This is a genomic window from Guptibacillus hwajinpoensis, assembly GCF_020524165.1.
Classification (GTDB): domain Bacteria; phylum Bacillota; class Bacilli; order Bacillales; family Guptibacillaceae; genus Guptibacillus; species Guptibacillus hwajinpoensis_D.
Genome location: NZ_JAIVKU010000004.1, coordinates 704,238 through 720,542 on the forward strand (window position 1 = coordinate 704,238; position 16,305 = coordinate 720,542).

At 39.6% G+C, this 16,305-nt stretch carries 17 protein-coding genes; 1 reads left to right on the forward strand and 16 read right to left on the reverse strand.

Features of this window, described 5'->3' with window-relative positions; genetic code table 11:
• From LC090_RS10695 to LC090_RS10750, 13 genes are all read right to left on the reverse strand, one after another.
• A complete protein-coding gene (locus LC090_RS10695) occupies positions 1 to 744 on the reverse strand; it encodes a metallophosphoesterase family protein (protein ID WP_226657907.1) in 744 nt (247 codons plus the stop codon).
• Between the two features lie 119 nt (positions 745 to 863).
• The gene (dacB, locus tag LC090_RS10700) at positions 864 to 2,234 is read right to left on the reverse strand and encodes a D-alanyl-D-alanine carboxypeptidase/D-alanyl-D-alanine endopeptidase (RefSeq protein ID WP_226657910.1); all 1,371 of its coding nucleotides are present in this window, start codon (positions 2,232 to 2,234) and stop codon (positions 864 to 866) included.
• Between the two features lie 105 nt (positions 2,235 to 2,339).
• Positions 2,340 to 2,486, reverse strand: a complete 147-nt coding sequence (locus tag LC090_RS10705) for a hypothetical protein (protein ID WP_226657912.1) — start codon at positions 2,484 to 2,486, stop codon at positions 2,340 to 2,342.
• A 179-nt stretch (positions 2,487 to 2,665) separates the two neighbouring features.
• Complete coding sequence (locus tag LC090_RS10710) at positions 2,666 to 3,844, reverse strand: acyl-CoA dehydrogenase family protein (protein WP_226657914.1); 1,179 nt, start codon at positions 3,842 to 3,844, stop codon at positions 2,666 to 2,668.
• Positions 3,845 to 4,006: 162 nt separating this feature from the next.
• On the reverse strand, positions 4,007 to 4,558 hold the full coding sequence (locus tag LC090_RS10715; protein ID WP_226657917.1) for a hypothetical protein: 552 nt from the start codon (positions 4,556 to 4,558) through the stop codon (positions 4,007 to 4,009).
• Positions 4,559 to 4,639: 81 nt separating this feature from the next.
• Positions 4,640 to 5,467 (reverse strand): aldo/keto reductase, encoded by an 828-nt coding sequence (locus LC090_RS10720; protein WP_226657919.1) that lies wholly within the window; start codon positions 5,465 to 5,467, stop codon positions 4,640 to 4,642.
• A 182-nt stretch (positions 5,468 to 5,649) separates the two neighbouring features.
• Positions 5,650 to 5,784 (reverse strand): hypothetical protein, encoded by a 135-nt coding sequence (locus tag LC090_RS21945; protein WP_255461985.1) that lies wholly within the window; start codon positions 5,782 to 5,784, stop codon positions 5,650 to 5,652.
• An 89-nt stretch (positions 5,785 to 5,873) separates the two neighbouring features.
• Positions 5,874 to 6,065 carry a hypothetical protein gene (locus tag LC090_RS10725; protein ID WP_226657921.1) on the reverse strand — a complete coding sequence of 64 codons (192 nt, stop codon included), beginning with the start codon at positions 6,063 to 6,065 and terminating at the stop codon, positions 5,874 to 5,876.
• Positions 6,066 to 6,155: 90 nt separating this feature from the next.
• On the reverse strand, positions 6,156 to 6,779 hold the full coding sequence (locus LC090_RS10730) for a methanogen output domain 1-containing protein (protein WP_226657923.1): 624 nt from the start codon (positions 6,777 to 6,779) through the stop codon (positions 6,156 to 6,158).
• A gap of 77 nt (positions 6,780 to 6,856) precedes the next feature.
• Complete coding sequence (locus tag LC090_RS10735) at positions 6,857 to 8,167, reverse strand: lysine N(6)-hydroxylase/L-ornithine N(5)-oxygenase family protein (protein ID WP_226657926.1); 1,311 nt, start codon at positions 8,165 to 8,167, stop codon at positions 6,857 to 6,859.
• A gap of 102 nt (positions 8,168 to 8,269) precedes the next feature.
• A complete protein-coding gene (locus LC090_RS10740) occupies positions 8,270 to 8,689 on the reverse strand; it encodes a DUF4395 domain-containing protein (protein ID WP_226657928.1) in 420 nt (139 codons plus the stop codon).
• A 107-nt stretch (positions 8,690 to 8,796) separates the two neighbouring features.
• The gene (locus LC090_RS10745) at positions 8,797 to 9,093 is read right to left on the reverse strand and encodes an antibiotic biosynthesis monooxygenase family protein (RefSeq protein WP_226657931.1); all 297 of its coding nucleotides are present in this window, start codon (positions 9,091 to 9,093) and stop codon (positions 8,797 to 8,799) included.
• Between the two features lie 19 nt (positions 9,094 to 9,112).
• Positions 9,113 to 10,180, reverse strand: coding sequence for a nitric oxide synthase oxygenase (locus tag LC090_RS10750; RefSeq protein ID WP_226657933.1), 1,068 nt, complete (start codon positions 10,178 to 10,180; stop codon positions 9,113 to 9,115).
• Positions 10,181 to 10,422: 242 nt separating this feature from the next.
• On the opposite strand from LC090_RS10750, the gene LC090_RS10755 reads away from it, so the two are divergent.
• Positions 10,423 to 11,661 carry a YeeE/YedE family protein gene (locus tag LC090_RS10755; RefSeq protein ID WP_226658452.1) on the forward strand — a complete coding sequence of 413 codons (1,239 nt, stop codon included), beginning with the start codon at positions 10,423 to 10,425 and terminating at the stop codon, positions 11,659 to 11,661.
• 105 nt (positions 11,662 to 11,766) lie between these two features.
• Here the strand turns inward: LC090_RS10755 and LC090_RS10760 are convergent, their stop codons facing one another.
• The 3 genes from LC090_RS10760 to LC090_RS10770 all read right to left on the reverse strand — a co-directional run bounded on the left by LC090_RS10760 (position 11,767) and on the right by LC090_RS10770 (position 16,266).
• The gene (locus LC090_RS10760) at positions 11,767 to 11,973 is read right to left on the reverse strand and encodes a DUF6501 family protein (RefSeq protein ID WP_226657934.1); all 207 of its coding nucleotides are present in this window, start codon (positions 11,971 to 11,973) and stop codon (positions 11,767 to 11,769) included.
• 149 nt (positions 11,974 to 12,122) lie between these two features.
• Entirely contained in the window at positions 12,123 to 13,415 is a 1,293-nt protein-coding gene (gene odhB, locus LC090_RS10765) for a 2-oxoglutarate dehydrogenase complex dihydrolipoyllysine-residue succinyltransferase (RefSeq protein ID WP_226657936.1), read from the reverse strand.
• On the reverse strand, positions 13,408 to 16,266 hold the full coding sequence (locus LC090_RS10770; protein WP_226657939.1) for a 2-oxoglutarate dehydrogenase E1 component: 2,859 nt from the start codon (positions 16,264 to 16,266) through the stop codon (positions 13,408 to 13,410). Before LC090_RS10770 ends, odhB begins: the two co-directional genes overlap by 8 nt.
• Between the last annotated feature and the right edge of the window lie 39 nt (positions 16,267 to 16,305).

A 16,305-nucleotide genomic window follows, 5' to 3' on the forward strand; every position in this document is an offset into this window, starting at 1 on the left:
CTAGTCCTTCCATCCCCGGTAGCGCGCCGTCCGGACTTCTTTTATGTAAGGTTCTAAATCTGGCATCTTCTTTTCTTTTGCCAATTGAACCGCAAGTTCATTATCATAAGGAACACGAATGATCGTAATCGAATAACTCTCCTTTTTTTCTGAATGTAAATGACCTTCTAATATTGCGTAAGAGGCATCCGGTCTTTCAAGTGAATTACCTACACTTCCAGTATTAAATAGCGTTTTCTCACGCAAATACTGTATAAAACTCCAATGGATATCTCCATAGCCCACAATATCTGGTTGATTATCTGTATTAAGAAAGCCTCCAGTTTCCTTTGTGTTTAGGAACATTGCCTGTCTTTTTTCTAAAGGATCGTTTTGATAGACTCGCACATGAACACTTTCAGGTGATGCATGAAGGAGACGTACGCGTTGTCCACTTAAATAGAAGTCGTGTTGAAACCGAAGACTACGCAAATAAGTTAATCGCTCTTCTCCTAAAACGGATTGATGCCACTTCATTGTTTCCCACTCAGAATATGCTGCCATATTTTCATCCCAATTTCCTCTAATCACAATGTTACAGTTTTCTCTTATAAGATCAACCACCAACTCAGAATCAGGTCCTTTACCAACGAGATCTCCTAAACAATAAATTTCAGAGACCTGCTTCTCTTTACAATCTTTCAAAACAGCTTTTAATGCTGGCATATTACCATGTATATCTGACAAAATTGCGATTCGATCCATGCTTAACCTCCATTTTTAACATTCATACCTATTATACCAGTCACTTCTTCAATCTACGAAAAACATTCATTAAAGAGGTTTCTTAAATGGCATTAAAAAAGGCCGCAATCGCGACCATATTACAATGCCTCGCCAGATAAAACGAGCATGATTTCATCTTCTATTTTCTCCGTTTCTTCTTCATCAAGAAAATGGTTGATCATAATTGAAAATATGAGAGGCTCTTCCTTTTTTATATAGCCAGATAAAGAGGTAACACCAATTAGAGAACCAGTTTTTGCGAATACGATGTTTTCTGCGGAAGTACCACCGAATCGCTCCCTTAACGTTCCCCCTACCAATCGTTCAGGTGAACCCGCTATTGGTAATGAATTCAAAAAGGTTGGAAACCAACTTTTGTTTTGTAGTTTAAACAAAAGCATCGAAAGTTCGTTTGGTTGAATCAGGTTCATTTGCGATATACCCGATCCGTCTCGCAAACACATGTTATCAGGATTCAACCCTTCACCTTTCAAAAACATTTTAACGACTTCTAACCCCGCCTCAAAGCTTCCTTCCCCTTTCCGCAACCTTCCCATTTCTTTTATTAAAACTTCCGCGTGTCCGTTATTACTCAGTTTCATGAACGTTATGAGTAATTCAGATAGCGGCATCGAAGTTTTTGTAAGAAGCGTCTTCACATGGTCAGGTGTTTGCGCAAGCACCTTATTGCCAGATAAAGTGATTCCATAACTTACAAGCGTTTCTGAAAATACTTCTAAGGCATAAGTAGCAGGGTTCCAAACGGCAATCCATTTCTTTTCTGGAGCAGCATATTGTGAAACGGTGCCTGTTATCGTAATGGTGTTTGATCCATGATTTCGTTTAACACGGAGATCTCCCTCTTCTTTAGATGAAACAATCGTAGCTAGATTAACAACCTCGACATAATGAGTTTTAGGAAAAATCATAAACTCTGGTGATTCACCAATTTCTCCTTCTGACAAAATGGTCAACATGATGGTTCCTGCATCATAATCGGTGTTCGGAGAAATGGTAAGTGCAGAAATTTGTGCGCCATAATATTCGTGTTCATCACTCCAAATCATATCTTCTGAAAGATACTGAGCATCAAACCACGATTCATCACCTACTAAGTCTCCCTGAATCCTTCTCACTCCAAGTGATTGAAGCTCTAGGGCGAATTTTTCTAAATCCTTAGGCAAAAGAGTAGGATCACCCTTACCTCTTAAATAAAGATTCCCAATTAATTCACCGTCATGTATGATTCCATCCGTACAGATTTCAGTTGTAAAACAATAATCAGGACCAAGCGTATGGAGAGCAGCGGCTGCAGTTAAGAGCTTCATGTTTGAAGCTGGCGTTAACCTTGTATTTCCAAACTGGTTGAAAAGTATGGCCCCAGTTCTTGCAGATCGAACGCTAACTCCTGCAATGGCTCCTTCAAGTCTTTTGTCATTTAAAACCTTATGTAAAGTTGATTGATTCAAAATCGTTTAAACCCCCACCCCAATTAAAATAGAGCCAAAGCGACAATTCTTTTCGCACGGCTCTGTTCTAGAATGCTTCTGTTAATAGACTGTCATAGAAAAAAATCATTTATTTTCTTTCAACTCCTGTTCGTTTTGGCTATTTCTTTTATAGACGCCTTCTTCTTTTAAAGTTTGTTCCTTACGCTCCATTTCCCATGGATATGTTAACAATAAGCTTCCACTTAAAGATACGGTTCGACGTTCTCTCACTTTCCTCCCCTCCCTTCGTTTCTTAATGATCTATTTCGCTATTCGAATGATTAATTCCTTCTTTTCTGACTTTTTTAATTCCAATAGCCTAGAATGCTGGAAAATGAACTGTTTTTCTGATAGAAACTTGTCTAATCAAGGATAATTTTACTATGTTATTCAAAAAAAAGAACCTTCCATTAGGAAGATTCATGCTGATTGAGCGCATTTCCTGCAAGCATTGAAATAACCGCATCATCCATTGGTGGGTTGTGTAATCCAGCTCTTACATCACGATAATGGCGCTGCATAGGATTGTCTTTGAAAAGAGCTCTTGCTCCCACTATTCTCATCGCTAAATCTACAACTCTGGCTGCACTATTTGTGGCAACATGCTTTACAGCAGCGAGTTCAGGGCCCATGAAAGACCTCTTCTCAGGTTCTGCTACCCATCTTAGAGCAACAGAGTACATCATTTCTCTCGCTCGCATCAATTCTAATTCCATCTCACCGATTTTCCGCTGTACTTCAGGCACTTCTTTAATGGGTCCTGGAAGACTATTCGGAGAATACGTTTTAGCAAAATCAATCGCCTCATTTCGAGCAGCAATCGCTACGCCAAGATAACACGCAGGTATATGGAGAAGCCAGGCTTTTGGTAGCTCATTTTTTGGGTTTTCCGGGCCTTCAATGAGAGCATCTTCCGGTAGTGAAACATTATGAAGAACAAGATCATCACTTCTTGTTCCTCTCATCGACATCGTGTCCCATTTTTCTTCAATTTCTACACCTTGTGCTTTCATATTAACTAGAAAAAAACCTTTTTCTCCCGTATCGCCAATTTGTGAAGAAACAAGCGCATACTGAAGTCCAGGCGCCATTGAAGTAAATGATTTTCGCCCATTAAGAATCCACTTTCCATCTTTATGGATCGCTTTCGTCTGAGGCATACCACCACGCGTCGGGCTCCCTGTTGCAGGTTCTGACGCAGCACGATTAAATAGAGCATTTTCATTCATTATAAGGTTACTTAGTCGTTCAAAAACGTCATCTGACCACGTTTGCTCGTCTCTCATTTCTAACATAAGACCAAGATGCCAGCCAATTGAGAGCGCTGTAGCAGCATCTCCCGTAGCAATCCGCTCTTGAAGCATGACAAATTCATATAAATCAATTGCTTCTCCACCAAATTTTTCTGGAACGGTTAAACCTACATATCCTGATTTCTTTAATTCGTTGAAATTCTCAAAAGGGAACCGTCCCTCTTTATCAATATTTTCCGCCCTCTTAGAAAACGAATCAGAGAGTGTATTCGCCATCTCTAATAATTGCTTCTGTCGATCATTTTTTATATAAGCGTGATACAAGTGATTTATCATAAGATTCCAGCCTTTCCGATTACTCTACACTTTCTATCCTACACTACGAGAGGAATTAATCTCCAGTAATTCGATCGGAAAAAGCACAATAACTTATTTCTAAGGAAAGAAAATGGAACCTAACTCACTAGGTTTTTAAACCTAAGGGACGGTTGACCATAGCTACCTTTTCCATTTATACAGAATATCTTTATAATAAAATTCTGGAGAGATCACAAGTGTCATTTCTTTCGCATCTGTGTCAACAGGATAAATCAGCGCAATCCGAAATGAACTATCACTTTTCATCATAAATTTGTTCCAGCCATCTTGTTCAATAATGACAAAATCCTCTGGCTCTATCTGAGAACCATTAACTTTTAGTTTTGAATAATATGGCTTGAAGTCGAGACCAGACTCTTGATTGTTTTTAGCGTAAAGTTCAAATCCTATGTACTCTTGTGATTGATCTAATTCTTTTAAATCTGCCTCTGCAGGAATTTCGTCCATCATATTAACTTCTAATCGAAAAAATTCATTGCCATCCATATCCTCCTCAACGTAAGGCTCACCAGGTTCATAATATTCTTGATCTGTATGAGTTTTTGCAGTAGGCGCTACAGTATCCACTGCTTCTATGCTCGTTTGATCTTCTCGAATCATGGTAAACCAGACACCTGAGAAAAAGACACCGATTAATAGTAATAAGGTAAATCCCAAAAGCCATCTTCCCATTATTCTCTCTCCCTTCATTGTGTAGACGAAGTAAGTAAGAAATGGTTGCATACAAAAAGCCGGCAGTGTGCCGGCTTTAAATTAAAAATCGAAGTTATCTGGATCAGGACCCATGCGTTCATTCTGATTTAATTCGTCAAGGGCTCTCATGTTATCTTGTGTTAATTCAAAATCAAAAACATCAAAGTTCTGTTTAATGCGTTCAGGATTTGAAGATTTAGGGATTGTAACGACTTCATGTTCAAGATCCCAGCGAATAATCACTTGAGCTGTTGACTTACCATGCTGTTCTGCAATTTCTTTTACAATTTCATGATCCAACAGTTTCCCCTGGGCAAGCGGTGACCATGCCTCCATTTGAATTGAGTGCTGCTTGCAGTACTCACGAAGTTCTTTTTGATTTAGAAGTGGATGGAATTCTACCTGGTTAACCATTGGTTTAATTTCTGCATCTTTCAACAAATCCTCAAGGTGATGTGGATGGAAATTGCTGACTCCAATAGCACGAACGCGACCATCGTTGTATAGCTTCTCCATCGCTTTCCACGTTTCTTTATATTTGCCTTCTACTGGCCAATGAATTAAGTAAAGATCTAGCGTATCAATTCCTAGTTTAGAAACTGTATCATCGAATGCTTTAAGGGTCGAATCATAACCCTGGTCGTCATTCCAAACTTTTGAGGTTATAAATAGTTCTTCGCGGGGTGTGCTGTTTTCTTTTATAGCTGCCCCAACGCCCTCTTCATTTTTGTAAGCCGCTGCAGTATCAATCGCTTTATATCCTGCATCAATTGCAGCATTAACAGCTGTTTTAACTTCGTCATTGTTTTCCATTTTCCAGACACCAAGACCAAGCGTTGGCATTTCAACGCCGTTATGCAATGTTGTTTTTGTCCACTGTTTAGCCATTTGTAATCTCCTCCAATAGTCTTATGCTCACAAACAGACATTTCCCATTCTTATCATAATCTAATCATATTTTTACAATTTACTTTTCTCGGTTAGGAGAAAATCCCTCTATTACCAATTGTCTCTAAAATAGTGTAATGAACAATTCTTTAAGAACCAAAAAAAACCATCCAAAAGGATGGCTAGAATTTAGTGGGTTTCTGTTTTAATCTGGATTTTTTATTCGAGTGTGCGATTGGAGAAGTTTGTACTTTTTCTCTTTCAGCTTTCGCATCTTGTTCGAATGCTTGCATGCCTTTGCCAAACAATAGACTCATGATTAATCCCTCCTTGTGTGTAACGTTAGTCCACCATTTCCGATTTTAATTCTTCTAAAACTTCATTTTTGAAATTTCTTCAAATAAAATTATTGTTGTGAAAGGACGTTAGCCGTTTCACTACAATGAGATTGAACAGCTGTTAGTCCATCAAGTGATTGCTGTATTCTGTCCCTATTTTGTCCCTTCTCAACAGTTGATAAAGCTTGCTGTAAACAGCGACTGGCTTCTTCAAGAGCCTGACAGCTCTCCTGAACATATCCTCTGGCGTTTTTCTCCATGTTCTTCCACTCCTTTATGCCTTTAGACGTAGTTTCTGATAAATTCAGAATTTCATACAAAAAAACCAGCTATTTCAGCTGGTTTTATCTCTACTGATTTTCAACTTGTTTTTTAAGGTCTTCCAATTCTTCAACTAATTTCATGACCATCTCATCGCTGCGTTTTAACTCTTGACTTAATAGCGTAACGGTATCTTCTTCCCAAGTAAACGGATCCCCATTTTCAGGAGTAATTGGAAGATTTTCATAACGATCTCCCGATTCAATTCCTGGTTCAAATGCGATCATGACTTCACAAACTGGATCTCCAAGTGCAATTCTTTGCCGAAGATTCACTTCTCCATACTTAAATTGCCTTGCTGCAATTCCTCCAAACACACTTGATGTCATGGTGCAAAGATGAGGAGCATTCATTACTTCTGCTCCAAATGGACAACGATGCGCCTTTACAATCACGTAAGAGGGAGTGACTTCAGTTATAAAAAATTCTCCGCCGATCGAATTTTTTATATCAACAATCACCTTCGCATAATCATCTGGTGTCCATTCAAGATCATCGCGATAATTAGATTCGAGCCACTCTCCCGTTTTTATTCCAAGCTGTTTAATATATTCTTTTGCTGCAGGTCCAATTGCTCTATGATGAATATTAGCATATTGAGTAATTAACTTTGCAAGAAACGTGTTGGCTGTTAGTGGATGATATTGCTTCATGAGACAATCACACTCATCACCAGACCCTTTCTATTTTCTTCTATCATAGAATGTTTTGTTAGCAATGGAAAGTTTCATTACTCTTTTACTTCAAATTGTTGGAAGATATTTCCTTCAAGGACAGGATAAATCTCCTTGCCTAACAGTTCATTAATAATGATTTTATTGCGATTAACCGCAAGACCTAAGTTGGTTGATCCCACTCCGTGCGTATGTTGCATGCCACTGTGGACAAAGATCGTTGAATTTGAATCCTTCTTCAAACGAAGACGGTAATCCTTTGTTACTTGATACCGACCTTTTTCATCCCACTCAATGAGTTCATTAAGATCTTCAAGACACTTCGGAATTAAAGGACGGTATCCTGTTCCAGCGACAACGACTTCACTTTCCAATAAGAATTTTTTATCTTTCTGCCACTGACGACATTCTAACTCATAACCAGTACCGTCCTCCTTTTCTCTAAGTCCATTGATTTCGGTTAAAGGCATTAACGTCACATCCATCGTTACGCCGCCTACAGACTGCTCATACAAAAGGTTATATATATCAGTAATCGTATGTGGACTGATTCCTTTATATAAAAGTTGCTGACCACTGAAAATGTCATCTTTTTGATGTTGAGGAAGATCATAAAAATAATTAACGTACTCCGGTGAAAAGTGTTCCAGGCTTAATCTCGTCTCCTCCATTGGGAAAAAACCTTGAGAACGGGTGATCCAATTTAATGAATAACCTTGTTCAGGTCGATCTTTTAGAAGTTCACGAAAAATCTCTGCAGAACTTTGACCAGACCCGATCACAGTAATGCTTTTCGCCTCTTTACATCGATCAGTATGCTCAAGGAAAGTAGAAGAGTGAAAAACATCATTTTCGTTCATCCCCTGAAGCGATGTAGGTAAAGAAGGCACAGTTCCAACGCCTAAAATAATATTTTTAGCGAAATACTTCGTCACTTCTCCTGAATCAACATTTTCACTAATCACTTCATAATGTTCAACAGGATTTCCTACAGGCATGATACTCGTTACTTTCGTACCAAATTGGCAACTCTCCAACTGATTAGCTGCCCACTGGCAATAATGGTTATACTCATTTCGTGGCATTTCAAGTCGTTGCAAGAAATAAAAGTTATATAAGCGGTTTTGATGTTTCAAATAGTTTAAATAACTATAAGGATTCGTTGGGTCCGCCATTGTGACAAGATCTGCCATGAATGGTACCTGTAATCTAGTTCCTTCAATTAACATACCAGGATGCCAATCAAATTCTGATTTCTGATCAAAAAATAATGCATTAACTTCATTTATTGGATCTAACAGTGCTGCCAGTCCTAAATTAAATGGGCCAATTCCTACACCGATTAAGTCATAAGTATTCTCTCTCATCCTACCCTATCCTTTCTAATCTTCAACTTCTCTCTTTCTTAAGTATATCAGAAATTAACTTTTCAGGTTTTTCAGTCAAAAAAAAAGACAGCCACGCTGTCTTTAAGAATGCTGTGACCGTCTATATTGATATTGTTTCCACTGAAAACGAACAAAACAACCTACACAGAAACCTAGAATTGCAATAAAGGAAGCTAATGCTACTAAGACTGCAGCAGTAATAGCTAACCACTCAATAGAGAGTAAATGAGAAATTAAGGAAATGGCAAGAAGTGATACCGCAATTTTTTGATTGAAATTTTGTTGATCCACATCTTCAGGGATATAGTGATGAAGCGATTTCTTGAGAAATAACTTCCCTGTTTTCATAACCGGATTGAATTGGAGAATTAAACCCATTAAGCCTGCAACAAGCGGTACGGCTAGAAAAGTCCAATGTGAAAAGAAAACATATGCTGTTGCAAATAGAAAGATAAACGATTGATTTAATCGAACAAGTGGTCTTGGTATTGATGAAGGCACGTTAAATCCAACCTTTCATATAGGAATATATCTAAATCCTAGCATACCGTTTTTTTTATCGCTTGTATAGTGATTCGCTCATAAGAAAAACCCACCATAACGTGGGTTTAGTTATCAGATTGAAGGGGAGCAAGATGCTCCATCTCTACACTTTCAAGAAATGGATCCATTAATGACGTGAATTTTTCAAATCGATGAGATGACATAAAGCCTTCAGTGTGCGAGACAAGAGTCTCCCATTCAATGAAAATGACGTATTTACGCTCTGTTTCAATTGATTTCAACAAGCGATAAGAGATGTACCCTTCTGTTTCTGCAACATAACGTACAGCTTCTTTAAAAATCGCTTCAAATTTCGATTCAAGACCTTCATGAATGGTGAAATAAGCTTTTTCAATAACCAAGTTTCTTCCTCACTTTTCTTTAATATGGTTTTGATTGATAAAAGTAATTCGGAGTTACAATTTTGTTTTTGTAAGGTTTATGGAAAATGTGAGTAGTAGCTGGCGACACAGGTGGAATTAGCCAAGTCCAATTTCCAGTCACCTCTCGCTCCGCCTTCTCTTCATTTTGCTCGAACTTTTGAAATTGTTTTGCAGCTGTATGATGATCTACAATGCTTACTCCAGCAAGTTGATAGGAATAAAGCACCGCTCGATTTAACTCAACTAATGCTCGGTCTTTCCATAATGTTGCATTGGAACTTGTATCAAGATTCATCAGTTTTGCTACATCCGGCAATAAATTGTACCGGTTCGTGTCTGCCAGATTTCTTGCCCCGATTTCCGTTCCCATATACCATCCATTAAATGGTGCAGCATTGTAATGAATGCCTCCGATTTCCAAACGCATATCTGAAATAATAGGCACACCATACCAACGAACATTAAGTGGAGCAAAGTCGTATTCCGGGTGCTGAATGTCAACTTGACGCACTTCTTCCTTTGGGATTTCAACAATATTTGGCGTTTCACCTTCGAGTGAGAAAACAAGTGGAAGTACATCATGTGCAGTTCCTTTCCCTTGCCAGCCGAGTTTCATCACTTCCTTAGTAAAAACGACCGAATCCGGATCACCAACGATACCTTCCTCCGTTTCATAACCAGCATAGCGTATGAGTTGATGATTCCAAATCCGAACCATGCCAGGTTGAAAAATCGTAATGGTTGGTTTTATCTTTCCTCCATTGGTAGCCATTCGAATATGGTGCAAGAGTGCACTTGTTACTTCTTCGGAAGTCGTAGCATATCGCGCATCCAAAACTGTCATCGTATTCCAAAAAAGTCGTCCAATGCATTTATTGCTGTTTCTCCATGCCATCTTAGCACCGTGAGACAATTCTTTATATGTATGTGTATAGGAACCTGTTTTCATTATTTCGTTCTTTATTTCCTTTTTTCGTTCATTTAAGCGTGATGGTTCTACCCCTAACTCTTGATAGGCCTGATCTATAAAATCAAATGCATTTTGAACCAATTGCTCAATTTCCATTGTCTCAACCTCCTATAGCCTGAGACGGTTGCAAAACCTCATCTTAAGCTCGTAATAAATGAATAAATTTCTAATGATCCAAATGTCATTATAGCACAACCTCCAATGTCAGAACGAATTACGCAAGGTCCTCGCTTCAATTAATAAATGCAATGTGGAATAGTTTACAGATGGTGAAATGTCGTGTAGGATATACAAATCAATCCATACTAAAAACATCGGAATGAGGTGCATTATGCATGATGGAACAGCCTGTTCACTCTTCTAAAACAAATTTACAATTACCTTTCTTAAAAGCACCCCAGAAACCAGTTTTAACTGTAGGATTACTGGTCATTGGTGTTCTCGCATTTATCTTGTGGGTCGGTCAGGGTATTCAACAATTAGTCCTATTTGGCTTAGGTTTATTACTCGGTTTTTGCCTATTACATGCAAGATTTGGCTTCACTTCGGCTTTTAGGCAATTACTAAGTGTAGGAAACGGAACAGCACTACAATCGCATATGCTTATGCTGGCAGTGGCTAGCACGCTGTTTGCACCCATCCTTTCAAACGGATTCGGATTATTTGGAACGACCCCAAGTGGATATGTCTTTCCTGTTGGGACAAGCGTTGTCGTAGGATCATTTCTATTTGGAATAGGGATGCAGCTCGGAGGAGGGTGCGCGTCGGGCACGCTCTATACGGTCGGATGGGGGAAAACTGAAATGCTGCTTACACTTTTCGGTTTTATAATCGGATCCGTTATCGGTGCCTGGCACTTTGACTTTTGGGTAAATCAAATGCCGTCATTTCAAGCCATTTCTCTAGCGGAAGATACTGGACTCGGCTACTTTGGTGCTTGGATCGTACAGCTATTCTTGTTTGCGATTATTTTCTTTGTTGTTCAGTTCATTGCGAAAAAACGAAAACCGCCGAAAATCAAACCTCTTCCCACTACATCAGGATGGAAACGAATTTTTCGTGGCTCGTGGCCAATTTGGACCGCAGCTATAGCATTAGGTGTCTTAAATGCACTTACGTTAATTTCACGCGGTAACCCATGGGGAATTACCTCAGCTTTTGCTCTATGGGGATCAAAAATTGCTTTGTATCTTGGAATTGATGTAACAGAATGGGGGTATTGGTCAGGTGCTAAAGGAGAAGCCCTTCAACAATCAATCCTTACTGATTCAACCAGTGTCATGAACTTTGGTGTGATACTCGGAGCATTCGTGGCAGCTGGAGCAGGTGGTGCTTTTGTAATGAGAAGAGTGCCTCTTAAATTAGCAGCCGCGTCAATTATTGGTGGTTTATTGATGGGCTATGGAGCAAGGTTAGCATTTGGTTGTAATATTGGCGCATATTTCGGGGGCATTGCATCCTTCAGTCTACACGGCTGGGTTTGGATGATTGTAGCACTTGCAGGTTCTTACCTTGCTCTCTATTTACGACCACTTTTTGGATTAAAAAATCCAAATAAGAATGATCAATTTTGTTAAGCGAATCAAGGGACATTGGTGTTTATTCAATGTCCCTCTATTATGTAATAGCCATGAAGTAAAAAACCAGATCAAATATGATCTGGTTTTTTACTTCATGGCTATTTATTCTACTTCTTCAAAATACTCTTTGTAAAAACCACCGATTTTCCCGCTATTGTCTACAACAAATAAGAACTCTTCCGTTTCATTTTTCACTTCATAGGTTTTTCCTTCGGTTAGCACGCGGTTAACCATGTATTTCTTTGCATCAGTATGTACGCATTTTACCTTTTTTATTGTTGCTGAATCTTTCCATGTTTGATGAATCAACTTGTTCACCCCTTTCAACTTTCTTTCTATTCTACATGACAGGAGCGATAAGTTAAAGCATGGAGCTAATCCACTTCCTTGTTTATGAAAAGACACTTCTCACCTTGAAGAAAAAAGAACCTGGATCCTAGGATCCAGGTTCGAACGTTTTAACCTTCAAGAAGAAGCTGCTCAGGATCTTCAAGAAGTTCTTTAATTTTCGCAAGAAAGCTAACCGCTTCTCCACCGTCAACAATACGATGATCATACGATAGCGCAATGTACATCATAGGACGATTTTCCATTCGTTCCTGATCGATTGCGACAGGACGCCACTGAATTTTGTGCATTCCTAGAATACCAACTTGAGGTGCATTTAGAATCGGCGTTGAAAGCATTGATCCAAAAATCCCTCCGTTAGTAATCGTAAATGAGCCACCTTGTAGTTCATCAAGCTTAAGCTTATTGTCGCGTGCTTTCTTTGCAAGATTACCAATTTCTTGTTCAATACCTGCAAATGATAGCTTGTCCGCATCACGTACAACTGGAACGACAAGACCTTCTTCTGCCCCTACAGCGATACCAATATCATAGAATTTCTTCAGTACAATATCAGTATCCTGAATTTCAGCGTTTAGACGAGGATATTTCTTAAGCGCGCCTACAACTGCTTTCGTGAAGAAAGACATAAAGCCAAGTTTCACATCATTATCTTCAAGAAATTTATCTTTACGACGCTTACGAAGTTCCATAATGGCGGTCATGTCTACTTCGTTAAACGTTGTTAGCATCGCTGCTGTATGCTGGACTTCCACAAGACGTTTTGCGATCGTTTGACGACGTCGAGACATTTTCACACGTTCAACAGGTTTACCGTCGTTCGCGTCAGGAGATTGCTTTTGTTGCTTAGGTGCCTCTTGTTTCTTTTCCTTAGGCGCTTCTTGTTTGTTCGCTTTGTCTGCATGTGCTTTCACATCATCAGGGCGAACACGACCTAATGGATCGCGTGTTTCAACATTATTCAAATCAACACCTAGTTCTCTTGCTAGCTTTCTAGCAGAAGGTGAAGCTACTGTGCGACCATTCTCAGATTTTTCTTCAGATGACTCTGATGCATGAGCCTTAGACTCCTGCTCTGATTTTGCTTCCTCAGGTGATTCTTTTTCTTCTTTTTTCGCTTCTGTTTTTTCAGAAGAACCTTGATCTGACGATTTAGAAGAACTACCTTCACCATTGCCGAGATAAGCAATAATTTCGCCAACTTCTACATTATCACCTGGCTCTTTCAAAAGCTCTTCAATGACGCCGTCATTTTCTGCACTCACTTCAATGTTTACTTTATCTGTTTCAAGCTCAACAAGGTTGTCACCTTTTTCAACTTTGTCGCCTACTTTGATTAACCATTGAGAAATGGTACCTTCTGTAATGGATTCTGCTAGTTCTGGTACTTTAACTTCAATCACGACGATTACCTCCTTGATGGGAAACAGTTTTGGATGGTTCTAGAACTTCTTGAATAATTCTGTCTTGATCTTTTTTATGCACATTAGGTTCTCCGCCTGCTGGACTTGAGCGATCCGGACGTCCTACATAGCTTACAGAAACGCCTTCTGGGGCCGTCTCTTGAAGACGTGGTGAGATGTAATTCCAGGAACCCATATTCTTTGGCTCCTCTTGCAACCAGATAATTTCTTTAACGTTTGAATAACGGTCAAAGATGTTTTTCACTTCTTCATCTGGAAATGGATAAAGCTGCTCCACTCTAAGAACGTGAAGCCAATCGTACTTCTCATCAGAAGACTCTATTTCAGTAGCAAGATCGACTGCTACTTTACCAGTACATAATACAATACGTTCTACTTTATCTTTCTTTTCACCAAGACCTGCCTGCTCAACAACGCTTAAAAATTGACCCTGACTAAATTCAAAACCAGGAGATGATGTGCGTTGATTACGTAGAAGGCTCTTCGGTGTCATAATGACAAGTGGACGCACTTCTTGCTTTTCTAAGATGGCAGCTTGTCTTCTTAGAATATGGAAGTATTGAGCCGCACTCGTTAAATTAGCTACTGTCCAGTTGTTTTCTGCAGCTAGAGTAAGGAATCGTTCAACTCGACCACTAGAATGTTCAGGTCCCTGGCCTTCGTAACCATGAGGCAAGAGAAGGACCATTCCCGATTTTTGTCCCCATTTTGCTCTACCTGCTGAAACGAACTGATCAAAGATGACTTGAGCCGCATTCGCGAAATCGCCATATTGCGCTTCCCAAATAACAAGCGTTTCTGGAGCAAAAACGTTATATCCGTACTCAAAGCCAACGACTGATGCTTCAGAAAGTGGACTGTTATGAATGGCAAACGATGATTTTGCCTCTGGTAACTCATGTAACGGACAGAAGGTCTCACCAGTTTCTTTATCATGAAGAACAAGATGACGCTGAGCAAACGTTCCGCGCTGAGAGTCCTGACCTGTAATCCGAATTGGTGTGCCGTCGCCAAGAATTGAAGCAAAGGCGAGTGTTTCACCCAATGCCCAATCTACCTTACCGCCTTCTTCTAACATATCAAGTCTGCGTTTTAAAATACGTTCAAGCTTAGGATAGACATTGAAACCATCCGGACGTGTTAAAAGTTGATTGTTAATATCTTTTAGCGTTTCTAATGACACAGCTGTATCGATCGAAGGAAGACCCTTTACGATTTCTTTAGGTGGCTGAAGCTCCTGTACTTCTCCATCGCCTTCTCCACCTTTAGCAATCTTGTCGTATTCGGTTTGAAGCTCAGAAAGGACTTCTTCATCCAACTTTTCTCCATGACCATCTTCAATAACGTTTTGGTCAGTTAAATACTTTGCGTAGCTTGCTCGAACGGTAGGATGATTTTTGATTTTTTCGTATAGATGAGGCTGAGTAACAGCTGGATCATCCATTTCGTTATGACCAAATCGACGATAGCCAATTAAATCAATGAGAAAGTCTTTATTAAATTTCATACGATACTCATAGGCAAGATGCATAGCAGCAAGACAAGCTTCCGGGTCATCCGCATTCACATGAACGATCGGAATTTCGTACCCTTTTGCCAGATCGCTTGCATACTTTGTTGATCTTGAATCCGTACTTTCAGTTGTAAAACCTAGCTGGTTATTTGCGATGATGTGAATGGTACCGCCTGTATGGTATCCTTTCAACTGACTTAAGTTAAGTGTTTCCGCTACTACACCTTCGCCAGGGAAAGCTGCATCACCATGAATTAATATTGCAAATGATTTTGTGAAATCTTGTTTCGGTTCACCTTTTTCACCACGAGTTTCTTGAGCTGCGCGTGCATAGCCCTCTACAACGGGATCAACAAATTCAAGGTGACTTGGGTTATTGGCTAGTGTAATCGTTGCACTCGCTGTTTCCGAATCCTCGATTTGTCTGTCAGCACCCATGTGATACTTTACATCACCTGTCCAACCATAGTTAATACCCATTGATCCTTCAGATGGAACAAGTTCTTTGTTAGGCGCATGGTGGAACTCAGAAAAAATCTTTTCATAGGGTTTATTTAAAACGTGTGTAAGAACATTTAATCGACCACGGTGAGCCATTCCAATCATCACGTTCTTAGCGCCATCGCTTGCCCCGCATTTAATAACGTCATCAAGCATTGGTACCATAGCGTCAACGCCTTCAATTGAGAACCGCTTTTGACCTACAAATGTTTTGTGAAGGAATTTTTCAAACCCTTCTACTTCTGTTAATCTCCTAAGTAAAGCTTTACGATCATCATTCGTAAGCGTGCGGCTTACAGAATCATTCTCCACCATCTCATCTAACCATTTGCGCTCATCTTCAGCATGAACATGAGTAAACTCATAAGACATGGATTTTGTATATAGATCCTGAAGTTTTTGAATCGCCTGTAATCCATTGCTAACTTCCTTAGGTGCTTTCTCCCAGATAACTTGAGCAGGAATCGCTTTCAAGTCTTCATCAGAAAGCCCGTAAGTTTGAGGTGTCATAAAATCTTGATCCGATTTCTCATTTGTTAGCGGATTAATTGCTGCTGCTAAATGTCCATATGTACGAATATTGTCGGCTAACTTAACAGCAGAAATAACCTTTTTGAGATTTGCGGGCTGACCTGTAGATTCAATGACTTCCTGTGAAGAAGGCGGTGGTCCCCACTGATCAAATTTCTGGCGCATTTCCGGATCAACTGACTCAGGATCCTCTTGATATTTCTCGTATAATTCAATGGCATAGCCAAGGTTTGGTCCATAAAATTCTTGCCATGGATGTTCCACTCTGGACTGTTTGGTATTCAAAGCATGCTACCTCCCTGCTGGGTTTAATCTTAATTTATG